Here is a 12,749-nt window from a genome sequence, read left to right as displayed (position 1 = left end):
ATGCTCGCGACGTGCTCGAGAGGTTAGATCGGTGCAGCGGAGCGGCAGAAAGCCGGCGTTCACCGATGACTGCTAATACACCCGGACGAGACCGCCTCGACGCTTAGCTAACGACAGCAATGCGCTGCGCAGCGGACATTGGCATTAAAGGTTTGAATGACTGCTCAGGATCGAAAGCAGACACTTATACGTTAATCTGTGCTACTTATAAGGCCTAGCACAGGAGGCAAAAAGCCAATCACCCTAAAGCTGATTGGCTTTTTCTCCAAACCTAAATCTTACCTACACGGCAAAATCCTCTTCCCCCAGATACGCCGCCCTCACCTTCGGATCATGCAGCAACTGCGCAGCCGGGCCTTCCAGGATAATCCGCCCCGACTCCATCACATATCCCCGATCTCCCAGCTCTAGCGCCAAGCGCGCATTCTGCTCAATCAGCAAAATCGTCACGCCTTCCTTAGCAATCGTCTGGATCAGCTCAAAAATCCGTTCGACCATGATGGGAGCCAGGCCCATTGAAGGCTCATCCAGCAGCAGCAATGAAGGCCGGGAAATCATCGCCCGTCCCATTGCCACCATCTGCTGCTCCCCGCCCGACAAGGTCCCTGCCGATTGTTTCTTACGCTCGGCCAGACGCGGGAACAGGGTATAGATACGCTCAATATCCTGACGTACTTCATGGTGGTCCTTGCGGGTATACGCCCCCATGGCCAGGTTTTCTTCGATCGTCAGCTGCGGAAAAATCCCCCGCCCTTCCGGTACCATGACCACGCCACGTCTCACCAGTTGATGCGATGGCAGGCCGACAATGCTTTCACCTTGGTGTTCGATCTGTCCCGCAGCGGCAGGCACCAGGCTTGTGATTGCCCTCAGCGTCGTGCTTTTACCAGCGCCGTTCGCACCGATCAGGCAAACCAGTTCACCCTTGCCCACTCGCAAGTCCAGGCCGCGTACCGCCCGGATGCCGCCATAAGCCACATCCAGACCCCGAATATCCAGCATCAACGGTTCTGTGCTCATGCCTTTTCCTCTTCAACGGTAATGCCCAGCTCTTTAGCCGCACCTGCGCCCAGATAGGCTTCAATCACTCGTGGGTTATGTTGGACTTCGACCGGTTTGCCTTCGGCCAGCACCTTTCCGTACTCCAGCACCAGAACGCGGTCGCACAGGCCCATCACCAACTTCATATCGTGTTCGATCAGCAGGACGGTAATGCCGTCACCACGGATTTTTTCTATCAGCTGGCGCAGCACTACGGTCTCGGACGGGTTCATGCCGGCGGCAGGTTCGTCCAAGGCCAGCAGCATGGGATCGGTTGCCAGTGCACGGGCGATTTCCAGGCGGCGTTGGTCGCCGTAGGACAAGGACCGGGCAATCTCGTTCGCGTGTTGAGCGATGCCTACGTACTCGAGCAGTTCGTAGGCACGGGCCTCGATCTGCTCTTCTTCCTGACGGGTGGCACGGTTACGCAGCACCGCCCCCAACACGCCTGCACGGGTGCGGACGTGGCGGCCGATCATGACGTTTTCCAGGGCAGACAGGCTGCCGAACAAGCGGATGTTCTGGAAGGTACGCGCGAAACCGGATTCAGCGATTTGATGGGGTTTGCAATCAGTCAGGTTGCGGCCTGCAAAGGTGCAGCGGCCCGACTCGGGAATGTACAAGCCCGTCATCACGTTGAACAGCGTGGTTTTACCCGCGCCGTTCGGGCCGATCAGACCGTAGATATCGCCCTTGCGAATGCTGAAGCTGACTTCGGACAAGGCCTGCAAACCGCCGAAGCGTTTGGACAAGCCTTCTGCCTGCAACAGCACTTCGCCGTCTTTTACTTGTTGGTTCATGCTCAGACTCATGCTTGCACCTGCTTCATTTTGCGTTCACGACGGCGCACTGCAGAGGGCCACAGGCCTTCGGGGCGGTAGATCATGACCAGGACCAGGGCAAAGCCGAACAAGAGCATACGAATGCCATCCGGGTCCAGAATCACGTCGCCGAACACGCTTTGCTGCAGGGGGACGACGACGGAGCGCAATAGCTCGGGGAATACGGATAGCAGCAAGGCACCGACGATCACGCCGGGGATATGGCCCATGCCACCTAGCACCACCATGCACAACACGGAAATGGACTCGGTCAGGCTGAAGCTCTCCGGGCTGACGAAGCCTTGCATGGAAGCAAACAGGCCCCCTGCCACGCCACCAAAGGTCGCACCCATGGCAAAGGCCAGTAGTTTGACGTTACGGGTATTGATACCCATGGCCTTGGCTGCAATTTCGTCTTCACGAATGGCTTCCCAGGCACGGCCAATACGGGAGTGCTGCAGGCGTACGCAGATGAACACAATCAACAGCGTGATCAGCAGGAGCAGGTAATAGTATTTCTCTGGTCCCGTAATTCGTATGCCAAACAGGGTTTCCGCCTTGCCGAAGATGAAGTCGCCAATCTTGAAGGTATCGACCCGGTTGATCCCTTGCGGGCCATTGGTGATGTTGACCGGCGCATCCAGGTTGTTCATGAAGATGCGGATAATTTCACCGAAGCCCAGCGTCACAATCGCCAGATAGTCGCCTCGCAAGCGCAGGACCGGAAAACCCAGCAGCACACCGAATACGGCAGCCAGGGCAATACCGGCAGGCAGCACCATCCAGAACGGCAGGTGCAGACCAAAATGCGGCGATGCCAGCATGGCCCAGACATAGGCGCCTACCGCATAGAAAGCGATATAGCCCAGATCCAGCAGACCGGCAAAACCCACCACGATGTTCAGGCCCAGGGCCAGCATCACATACAACAAAGCGAAGTTCAGGGTGCGAATCCAGCTTTGACCGGCCATGCCCAGAACAAAAGGCAGAATGGCCAGCACCACACCAATCAGAAGCGCACCGACCCAGACTTTGGCGGGCGTTGCGGGACGCTGTTTGGAGCCAGCGCCACTTAGGGTTTGATTCAGACTCATGCGCGATCTCCCACACGTTCACCCAACAGGCCCGAGGGACGGAAAATCAGCACCAAGATCAGCACGATAAAAGAGAACACATCCTGATAGTTACTGCCAAAGACCCCATTGGTCAGGTCACCGATATAGCCTGCGCCCAGAGCTTCGATCAAGCCCAACAGCAAGCCACCCAGCATGGCACCACCCAAATTACCAATGCCACCCAGAACAGCGGCGGTAAATGCTTTCAGGCCCAGCATGAAGCCCATCGTGTATTGAGCGACACCGTAGTAGGTCACGATCATTACGCCTGCGACGGCGGCCAGGGCCGAGCCGATTACAAAGGCGGCGGAAATCACGGTATTGATGTTCACCCCCATCAAGCCGGCCACTTCCCGGTTCTGGGCAGTGGCGCGCATGGCGGTGCCCAGACGGGTGCGGTGCACCAGCACCATCAGGCCGGACATGATCGCGGCAGCACCGACAATAATCAGAATTTGCAGCAAGCTGATGCGCGCTTCGCCCAGCTGGAACACCATGGGTTCAATAATGTGCGGGAAGCTCAGGTAATTGCGCCCCCAGATCATCATGGCCAGGTTCTGCACAATAAAGGACACACCGATAGCGGTGATCAGTGCGGCCAGACGAGGAGCCCGACGCAAGGGACGATACGCATAACGCTCGGCAGTCCAGCCTATGCCCATGCAGACGGGAATAGCGGCCAACAGGGCCAGCCCCACCATCAGCCAGGCGGACAACCCTGCCGGGTCCGCGCCTACCAGCGATAACACCACTGTCGTGGCCAGCATCGCCCCAACCATGACTACATCACCATGCGCAAAATTAATCAGGCCAATAATTCCATACACCATGGTGTAGCCTAGCGCCACCAGGGCGTAGACACTGCCCACGGTCAGGCCATTTATTAGTTGTTGTATCAGGATTTCCATAGATTGGGACTCGTGGTCATTGCCCCCTGCCCTGGCGCATGGCGATAGAACAGGGAGCGTGGGCCTGCCAAACACAGGCCACGGTAAAGATGAGCCCCGAAGGGCTCAAACTGCAGGATCAAGCGTGCTTAGTTAGCCTGGCTGACCATGGTTTTCACCATCGTCCACTTGCCATCTTTAACTTCGTAGATGGTGACGGCAATTTCTTTCAGGTCGCCGTTCTGGTCGTAGGCAATATTGCTGCTGGTAGCGCCGTTGCGTTTCAGGCTAGCCAGCTTGGGCAGGTAGTCTTCAGCCTTGGAGGAACCGGCTTCCTTCATGGCGGTGATCATGTTCCAAGCGCCGTCGTAGGCGTATGGAGCGTAAACACCGGGCTCAGCCTTGAAGCGGGCCTGGTAGTCCTTGGCAAATTTTTCACCAGCAGCCATGGTGGACAGAGGAACACCAGCCAAGGAGGCGTAGGTACCGTCAGCGGCTGCACCAGCCAGACGCAGGAAGGTGTCACTACGCGTCATTTCACCCGAAACCAGCGGGGCCTTGATGTCCAGCGTCTGCATCTGACGTTTCATCGGGCCGGACTGCGCATCCAGGCCACCAAAGAAGATAGCATCAGGTGCCTTGGACTTGATGTTGGTCAGAATGGAGGTGAAGTCGTTGGCTTTGTCCGTGGTGTATTCACGGGCCACGATCTGACCACCTGCTTTTTCTACCGCACGGGCAACCTGGTCAGTCAGACCTTGGCCATAAGCGGTGCGGTCGTCGATCAGGGCTACTTTCTTGGCAGCCAGATCCTTGACGATGAACTGACCCACAGCCGCACCTTGCTGGGTGTCGCTGGTCATCATGCGGAAGGTGTTGTCGTAACCTTGCTGGGTGTACTCAGGCGAGGTTGCCATGGCGATCTGGGGGATACCCGCGTCGTTGTACACACGCGAAGCAGGAATGGTGGTGCCCGAGTTGAAGTGGCCCAATACGCCATCAACACCGTCGTCCACAATTTGCTGAGCCACCTGAACCGCCGTACGCGGGTCAGCCTGGTCATCCTTGGCCACCAGTTCAAAACGGGCGGTTGCGCCATCAATTTCAATTTTCTGGGCATTGGCCTCTTCCAGAGCCAGCACCAGACCATTGCGCATGTCTTCACCGTAGTGAGCCTGCGGGCCGGTCAAGGGGGCCGAAAAGCCCAGCTTGATCACCTTGTCAGCGGCAAAAGCAGGGCTAGCTGCCAATGCACCGAAAACCGCTGTCGAAACCAAGGCCAATTTAAAGGTCGTGATGGACTGCATATTGTTCTCCTTCGTTTTTTAATATAGCCGCACTACAAGCCGGCCCTTGCCGTGAGAATGGACGCAGGGCCGCCGCTCCAGGTGAAATGTGCGACCAAACGTGTGCATAGAAATGGGTGCCCGCTGAGATCAACCAACCATCATCAGACTGGCATTGCCCCCAGCTGCCGCTGTATTGGTACTGACCGAGACTTCGCGCAGCAAACGCTCGACCACGTAAGCCGCGCCCCCCTCCAATTCCTGTGTCAACAGCCCCTGAACCCCAACAATGGGGCCACGGCGTTCAGCCACTTGGCCCAGCACTTGCCGGAGTTCGTCGCTGTCGCCTTCAAACAAAACAGCATCATAATCTGCCTCACCCAAATCGGACATGGCAATTTGCTCGGCAGGCGCATCCTGCCAGCCGCCCAGACCCAAGCGATCCAGCAAGATGGCCTGGTTGCCACTGCGTGCGCAGGCCTCGCGCTGAGCTTGCCAGCCGTGCACGCTGACGGGCATGCACAGAACGCGCCCCCGTGGGTGCAGCTGATAAATATTGGATTCGCCCGTCGGGCCGGGCAAGACCGCGCCCTGCTCCTGCCAGCCTTGCAAGGGCAGATTTTGCGGGCAACGGCTAAGCAGTCGGCGCAGGTACAGGGGGCCACCTGCTTTGGGGCCGGTACCCGACAAACCTTCACCACCGAAAGGCTGTACGCCTACCACTGCGCCCACCATATTGCGGTTCACATAGACGTTACCGGCGTGAATGCGCGAAACAACACGTTCCACGGTTTCATCCAGACGGGTGTGAACGCCAAAGGTCAGGCCGTAACCGCGTTCGTTGATCTGATTGATCAGGCTGTCCAGCTCGCTGCGCTTGAAGCGCATCACGTGCAGAACGGGGCCGAAAATTTCGCGCTCCAGATCCTTGACTTGCTCGATCTCGATAATGGTCGGCAAGACAAACGTCCCTGTCAGGCTGCGGCTTTGTTCACTTTGAGTGATGCGGAAACCGGCCTCGCGCATGGCACTGATGTGCTCTTCAATACCGGCACGGGCTTCTTCGTCAATTACCGGACCCACATCGGTACTGAGCAGATCGGGATTGCCCACGCTCAGTTCCTGCATGGCACCGTTAAGCATGTTCAGCACACGCTCGGCCACGTCTTCCTGAATGCACAGCAGGCGCAAGGCGGAACAACGCTGACCGGCCGAATCAAAAGCCGAGTTCAGGACATCGAACACAACCTGTTCAGGCAAGGCCGAGCTATCGACCACCATGGCGTTCAGGCCACCGGTTTCTGCAATCAGCGGGACTGCCTGACCGTCTGCCGTCAGACGCGTGGCCAATTGACGGTTCAAGCCCATGGCAACAGCGGTCGAGCCGGTAAACATGACGGCATTGACCTTCTCGCTGGCAGCCAAAGGTGCACCCACGGATGGGCCATCACCAGGCAGAAGCTGCAAGGCACCGGGAGCAATCCCGGCCTTGTGCAACAGCTCGACAGCGGCCGCCGCGATCAGGCAGGTTTGTTCAGCAGGTTTGGCCAGAACAACGTTACCCGCTGCCAAAGCGGCCGATACCTGACCCAGGAAAATAGCCAAGGGGAAGTTCCAGGGGCTGATGCACAGCACCACACCCACAGGACGGTACTCATCATTATCAAAGTCGCGCAGAACTTGCCCGGCGTAATAGCGCAGGAAGTCCACGGCTTCACGCACTTCTGCAATCGCATTCGCATAGGACTTGCCGGCCTCACGCACCAGCAGACCCATCAAATCCTGCATATTGTCTTCCAGCAGTTGAGCAGCCTGCTGCAAGGCGGCGGCGCGCTCTTCTACCGGCGTGGCCTGCCAGATCGGCGCATAGTGGCTGGCTGCTTCCAGAGCCTGCTCTACATCCTGCGCGGTGGCATACATGACCTGCCCCACTACATCCTGATGATTGGCCGGATTACGCACAATCGTTGCCTTGGACTCATCCCAGACCGGATTGCCCTGACCCAGGATAGGCTGGGCCTGACGTGGCAAAGCAGCGGTTTGCATCAAGGTAGCGGCCAAGGAACCCAGGCGATGCTCGTTGCTTAAATCCAGGCCAGCCGAGTTCATGCGCTGCTCGGCATCCCAGTACAACTGGCGCGGCAGAGGAATCTTGTCGTGTGGGCGACCCAAGGGTTGCAGACTCAAGGCCTGGGCCACGGGGTCGGCAATCAACTGCTCCATGTTCACATCGGCATCACCAATCTGATTCACGAAGGAGGTGTTCGCACCGTTTTCCAGCAGACGACGCACCAGGTAAGCCAGCAAAGTTTCGTGGGAACCGACGGGTGCGTAGATACGACAAGGACGATTCAGCTTGCCGTCTTTGATCGGGCCGACAACTTCGTCGTACAGGTCCTCGCCCATGCCGTGCAGGCACTGGAATTCATATTGGCCGGTGTAGTAATTCTGACCGGCCATCACGTAAATGGCGGCCAGGGTTTGCGCATTATGTGTTGCAAACTGCGGGTATACGGCTTCAGGTGCCTGCAAGAGCTTGCGAGCGCAAGCCAGGTAAGACACGTCTGTGTGTACCTTGCGGGTGTAGACGGGGTAATCTTCCAGACCATCCACCTGGGCACGTTTGATTTCCGAATCCCAGTACGCGCCTTTCACCAGACGCAGCATCAAGCGGTGTCCGCTGCGGCGAGCCAGATCAATCAGGTAATCGATCACAAAGGGTGCGCGCTTTTGATACGCCTGCACCACAAAACCAATGCCGTTCCAACCTGCCAAAGACGGGTCAAAACACAGCTTGTCCAGCAAGTCCAAGGACACTTCCAGACGGTCCGCTTCTTCGGCATCAATGTTCAGGCCCACATCGTAGTGGTGAGCCAGTTGCGCCAAGGACAACAAGCGCGGGAACAACTCACGCATGACGCGATCGCGCTGGGAGCGGCTGTAGCGCGGGTGCAATGCGGACAGCTTGATGGAAATGCCGGGACCTTCGTAAATTCCGCGGCCCTGGCTAGCACGACCAATCGCGTGAATGGCCTGCTCATAAGCCTGGTAGTAACGCTGAGCGTCTTCCGCTGTCGTCGCAGCCTCACCCAGCATGTCGTAGGAATAACGGAAGCCCTGCTCTTCAAACTTGCGGCTATTGGCCAGTGCCGAGGCAATGGTTTGCCCGGTCACGAACTGCTCGCCCATCATGCGCATGGCGACGTCCACGCCTTTGCGGATCAGGGGTTCACCGCCCTTGCCGATCATGCGGGTCAAGGCGGAGGACAAATTCTTTTCGCTATTCACGCTGACCAAACGACCTGTCAGCATCAGGCCCCAGGTGGCGGCATTCACAAACAGCGAGGGAGACTCGCCCATGTGTGCACGCCAGTCGCCGTGGCTGATCTTGTCGCGAATCAAGGCATCGCGTGTCGCGCGGTCTGGGATACGCAGCAAGGCTTCGGCCAGACACATCAGGGCCACGCCTTCCTGGCTGGACAAGGAGAATTCCTGGATCAGACCTTCTACACCACCGCCACGGCGCTTGGCGCGCAGAGCTTTGACCAGACGAGCAGCGAGCTCCTGAGCACGCGCACTTTGCGAAGAACGCGCCGCGCTCAGCAGCAAGGGCAGACAGTCGGTTTCTGGACGGCGGTAAGCAGCGGTAATGGCTGCACGCAACACGCTTTGCGGTTGCACATCTTGAGCAAAGCCGTAAAACGGGATGGCAGGCATCAGCACGCCTTCCTCGGCGGCTTCGGAATCGCCCCCGCTCAGCAAGGCCAATTCGCTAGGCAGCACACCACGCTCTATGCCTTCGATATAGGACAGCAAAGCCTGCTTATGCAGCCAATGCGGGGTGCACTGCAACTGATCAGCCGCACGCCGCAGACGCTCGCGCAGTTCTATATCGACTTTAATCCCTAAGGTTGTGCTCGCCATGCTTCTTATCCCGGTTACGCTTTGTTGACTGCGATAAGCCGAAATAATACTGACGGTTAACCTAAATTCGTATTCAGGTTAACCCGCACAGAGGAAAGTTAACTTTTCAGGTTAACTAGCGCAGAGCATGGCCTTGCTGAGGTTAACCGGAACTGGTTTACCCTGAATTTGCGCAGCCAGCGCATCCGCCCAGCGTTGCTGCAATTGACGATGCGCCTGCACCAGCTCTGGCACCGAGGAGGCTGGCTCGGAGTCCAGCCAGCGGCATTGCTGGGTTTTCCCCTCAAAGCCAACAGGCGTCAAGGTCCAACTCAGTTCCAGAGTGGCGCGCTCGCCATAGACAGACTCAAAGCGCTGCACCAGCACATCAATCTGCCAGAGCGGTGTTTTCGGAGCAGCACTAGCCAGTTGGGGGACGCCCAGACGATTCTGCAAACCGGACACCAAAGCCAGGGACATTTCATCGGGTAAAGGAGACGCCCACTGACTATCGTTGAGCAGGTTAACCTGCCCGTCCGCAGTCTGCGTCAACACAAAGGAACGACGATCCAGCTGCGCAGGCACGTCCATGCGTCGCAACTGAAATCCCTTCCAGACTTGTGCGGCTGGGACTGCCGCCGGCGACACATTGGAGGCTTGCAAGGTGTAGTACGTAGGCGTGGTCGAAGCGCACGCCGTCAGCAAACCGGCGAACGCCACGGGAATCAGAAAACGAGACATCATGGCGCAGGCTCCGGCAGCACGTCAGGGGAACGACCTCGCAAGACCGCCGAGGGCTGGCTTTGCAAGGTATCGCTTAAATCACGCAGGGATCGCAGTGAGCGTTTCAGTTCACTCAGAGTTTGATCCACAGAGGTATTGAAAGAAGAATCCGAATCCAGCATGGCGCCCAGTTTCTGGACAGCCGCATCCATGGACTTGAGAGCACCATTAAGTTGCGGCACCGTGGTCTTGTCCAGCTGCTTGAGCACCTGACCCAGCTCCGTCAGCCCGCTTTGCAGATTCTTGCCAATCTGATCGAACGGGATAGCGGCAATCTTGGTGACGATATCGCTGACCTGCTCTTGCAAGCGGTCAAAATCACCGGCAATCACGGGCACCACCAAAGGTTTGACAGTCTCATCGAACTCGGCTTCAGGCGCCTTGTCGAAGAACTCCAGGGCAATGTATTGCTGACCAGTAATCAGGCTGGCAGGACGCAACTGACCACGCAGACCACGCTCAACCATAGGTTTGAACAAGGCACTCATCGGGTCTTTTTCATCGGGTCGGGTTTCCACAACCCGCTCGTACAAGCGACCAAAGCGTTGCGGGTAGATACGCGCCTTCACCAAAGCAAAGAAGCGTTTGCGCTCAAAGTCGAACTCCAGATCCACGTCGTAAACCTGACCCAGTTCCAGACCCCGGAACTCCACCTTGGAGCCAGGCACCAGGCCACGCACGGATTGATGGAAATGGAAGCGCAATTCAACCGCTGGGCCATCCGGCTCAGCCATGGCGCGCTCTTTTGTGGTGAACAGTTCATACTGCGCATCGGCCTCAGCAACATCCGTAGGCTCGCCTTCCATCTGATCAAAGGCCAGCCCCCCTGCCAAGGCAGACACCAAGGAGTGCGTACGCACATTGAAGCCAGAGGAATCCAGAGACATATTGACGCCGCTGACGTTCCAGAAGCGCGAACCTTGTGTCACGAACTTGTCGTTAGGAGCGTCCACAAACACCTGCACGCGCACCCCATCACCCTCTTCGTTCAGCTCATAGCTGCTGACCTGCCCAACCTGTATGCCCTTGTAGTACAAGGGTGAGCCCAGATCCAGCGAGCCCAATTCGGGCGCAGTCAGCACGTAGCGTTTACCGGCACGGCCACTGGTCACTTCGGGCGGGCTTTCCAGGCCTACAAAATCCAGTTGCTCGCCTTTCTTGCTCACTTCAAAAGGCGCGTCCACACCGATATAGACACCCGACAACAAGGTGCCCAGCCCGGAGACGCCACTTAGACCCAAACGCGGCCGTACTACCCAAAAGCGCGTGTCTTTTTGTGTGATGAACTCGGAGCCATCGCGCTCCAGCTGTGCCGTTACCAAGACCCCTTTGCGGTCCGGGGTGACCTGAATGTCGGAAATCGTGCCCACATCCACTTCGCGATAACGCAGCTTGGTTTGGTCTACGGCCAAACCCTCGGCGGAATCAAAGCTGATCGTGATGCGTGGCCCGGTCAACATCCAGTTCCGCAGCACCAGAGACGCCCCCACCAAGGCAGCGGCGATAGGCAGAATCCAGATCCAGGAGAATCGGGATCGCTTGGCGGGAATCAGTCTAGGCTGCGCCGGCTCGGTCTGACCGTCAGGCTGATTAGTTGTGGGATCGTGCACCTTGTTTCCTTCAGGAAGTCGCCTGTGATGCAGGCGGAGACGGCGTAGTTTGCGGTTCTATTGTTTGTTCTTCGTGAGTGTCCTGGTCCCAGCCCTGGCGAGGGTCGTAACTAAGCGCGGCCAGCATGGTCAAGACCACCACCATGCCAAAGCTCAAGGCCCCTGCCCCAGGAATGATCTGCGACAGCCCGGGGAAGTTGGCCAGCGCAGCCATCAGGACCACAACGAATACGTCCAGCATGGACCATTGCCCGATCAGCTCGACCATATCGTAAATGCGATTGCGTTGACGCTGTACGCCGTTGCCCCGCCAGCGACGCCCCACCAGCAAGATCACCAAAGCCAGGAGCTTGGTGATGGGAACGACAATACTGGCGATAAACACGATCAAAGCCAGATCCCAGGAGCCCAGCTGCCAGAGCTGAATTACCCCGCCCAGAATCGTGTGGGCACTGCTACCGACGATGCTGCGCAACTCCATGACAGGCAGGACATTGGCAGGAATATAAAAGACACAAGCGGTCAGCACCAGTGCGGCGACCCGCGTACGGCTATTGGGTTTACGTTTATGGACGGTTGCGCCACAACGATCACAATCCTGATTCTGGCTGGACTGCACGAAGCCGCAGTGGGTGCAGGCACTCCAGGCGGGATGCTCTTTCAGAACTTGTTTGGTAGAAACGGGCACCAGATCGCGATCCTCCGCCCATCGCCACAAACGCCCTGCGGTAATGCGGCTCAGGCCGGTCAGCAGGAACGTCAGTGCGAAAAAGGCGTACAGGCCCGGAGCCATCGTCAAATGTCCGATGCCGGCAAACTTCACGATAGCCACAATCAGGCCCAGGAACAGCACGGCCGTCATGGACCAATGCTCCAGATGACTCAGGGCACGCAGGCCAATGCCGAAATCGCCAGGCAAGGGCTTTTCTCGGGCAATCAGACCCAAGGCCCAGAACTGGAAGATCAGTTGAAACAGCGGCAGCCAGAAACCCACCAGGCCCGCCATCACGGACAGGCCCCAATACCCCTGCTGCCAGATCAGCAACAAGGCTTTGGGAAAGGTGGGAGAAACCGTTTTACCCGCCATGCTCAGATGGACGACGGGAAACAGGTTGGCGATCAGAAAAAGAATGAAAACCGCCAGAACCAGCGCTTGCCATTCGCGGGGCGAAAAGCGGCTGTGGCGGTAAAGTTCGGTATCGCAACGTACACAACGAGCGAGCCCCGCTCCTTGAACGGGGACTCGCTCGTGTACGGTGTCACAATGCGTACAGACGATTAAGGGGCGCGATGCCCTCACGGC

9 protein-coding genes are annotated in these 12,749 nt (G+C 57.8%); all 9 read right to left on the bottom strand.

The window, feature by feature from the left end; genetic code table 11:
- Nucleotides 1–282 precede the first annotated feature (282 nt).
- Entirely contained in the window at nucleotides 283–1,020 is a 738-nt protein-coding gene (locus DUD43_RS07760) for an ABC transporter ATP-binding protein (protein WP_153229824.1), read from the bottom strand.
- Nucleotides 1,017–1,853, bottom strand: a complete 837-nt coding sequence (locus DUD43_RS07755) for an ABC transporter ATP-binding protein (protein WP_194273462.1) — start codon at nucleotides 1,851–1,853, stop codon at nucleotides 1,017–1,019. Before DUD43_RS07755 ends, DUD43_RS07760 begins: the two co-directional genes overlap by 4 nt.
- Nucleotides 1,850–2,956, bottom strand: a complete 1,107-nt coding sequence (locus DUD43_RS07750; RefSeq protein WP_021446748.1) for an ABC transporter permease subunit — start codon at nucleotides 2,954–2,956, stop codon at nucleotides 1,850–1,852. Before DUD43_RS07750 ends, DUD43_RS07755 begins: the two co-directional genes overlap by 4 nt.
- Nucleotides 2,953–3,885 carry a branched-chain amino acid ABC transporter permease gene (locus tag DUD43_RS07745; RefSeq protein WP_094196387.1) on the bottom strand — a complete coding sequence of 311 codons (933 nt, stop codon included), beginning with the start codon at nucleotides 3,883–3,885 and terminating at the stop codon, nucleotides 2,953–2,955. The genes DUD43_RS07750 and DUD43_RS07745 overlap by 4 nt, the downstream gene beginning before the upstream one ends.
- Before the next feature lie 128 nt (nucleotides 3,886–4,013).
- Nucleotides 4,014–5,171 (bottom strand): branched-chain amino acid ABC transporter substrate-binding protein, encoded by a 1,158-nt coding sequence (locus DUD43_RS07740; protein WP_153229822.1) that lies wholly within the window; start codon nucleotides 5,169–5,171, stop codon nucleotides 4,014–4,016.
- Nucleotides 5,172–5,300: 129 nt separating this feature from the next.
- Complete coding sequence (gene putA / locus DUD43_RS07735; protein WP_153229821.1) at nucleotides 5,301–9,074, bottom strand: trifunctional transcriptional regulator/proline dehydrogenase/L-glutamate gamma-semialdehyde dehydrogenase; 3,774 nt, start codon at nucleotides 9,072–9,074, stop codon at nucleotides 5,301–5,303.
- A gap of 111 nt (nucleotides 9,075–9,185) precedes the next feature.
- Entirely contained in the window at nucleotides 9,186–9,797 is a 612-nt protein-coding gene (locus tag DUD43_RS07730) for a PqiC family protein (RefSeq protein WP_153229820.1), read from the bottom strand.
- Nucleotides 9,794–11,446 carry an intermembrane transport protein PqiB gene (locus tag DUD43_RS07725; RefSeq protein ID WP_153229819.1) on the bottom strand — a complete coding sequence of 551 codons (1,653 nt, stop codon included), beginning with the start codon at nucleotides 11,444–11,446 and terminating at the stop codon, nucleotides 9,794–9,796. Before DUD43_RS07725 ends, DUD43_RS07730 begins: the two co-directional genes overlap by 4 nt.
- Before the next feature lie 10 nt (nucleotides 11,447–11,456).
- On the bottom strand, nucleotides 11,457–12,746 hold the full coding sequence (locus DUD43_RS07720) for a paraquat-inducible protein A (protein WP_228125934.1): 1,290 nt from the start codon (nucleotides 12,744–12,746) through the stop codon (nucleotides 11,457–11,459).
- Between the last annotated feature and the right edge of the window lie 3 nt (nucleotides 12,747–12,749).

The sequence above is a fragment of the Alcaligenes faecalis genome (genome assembly GCF_009497775.1).
GTDB lineage: Bacteria > Pseudomonadota > Gammaproteobacteria > Burkholderiales > Burkholderiaceae_B > Alcaligenes > Alcaligenes faecalis_D.
Note: the sequence above shows the minus strand (reverse complement) of the source record. Positions and strands in the feature narration are given on the sequence as shown.

Coding starts and splice junctions, on each gene's coding strand:
- DUD43_RS07760 (WP_153229824.1), bottom strand. CDS start 1,020: ATGAGCACAGAACCGTTGATGCTGGATATTCGGGGTCTGGATGTGGCT.
- DUD43_RS07755 (WP_194273462.1), bottom strand. CDS start 1,853: ATGAGTCTGAGCATGAACCAACAAGTAAAAGACGGCGAAGTGCTGTTG.
- DUD43_RS07750 (WP_021446748.1), bottom strand. CDS start 2,956: ATGAGTCTGAATCAAACCCTAAGTGGCGCTGGCTCCAAACAGCGTCCC.
- DUD43_RS07745 (WP_094196387.1), bottom strand. CDS start 3,885: ATGGAAATCCTGATACAACAACTAATAAATGGCCTGACCGTGGGCAGT.
- DUD43_RS07740 (WP_153229822.1), bottom strand. CDS start 5,171: ATGCAGTCCATCACGACCTTTAAATTGGCCTTGGTTTCGACAGCGGTT.
- putA (WP_153229821.1), bottom strand. CDS start 9,074: ATGGCGAGCACAACCTTAGGGATTAAAGTCGATATAGAACTGCGCGAG.
- DUD43_RS07730 (WP_153229820.1), bottom strand. CDS start 9,797: ATGATGTCTCGTTTTCTGATTCCCGTGGCGTTCGCCGGTTTGCTGACG.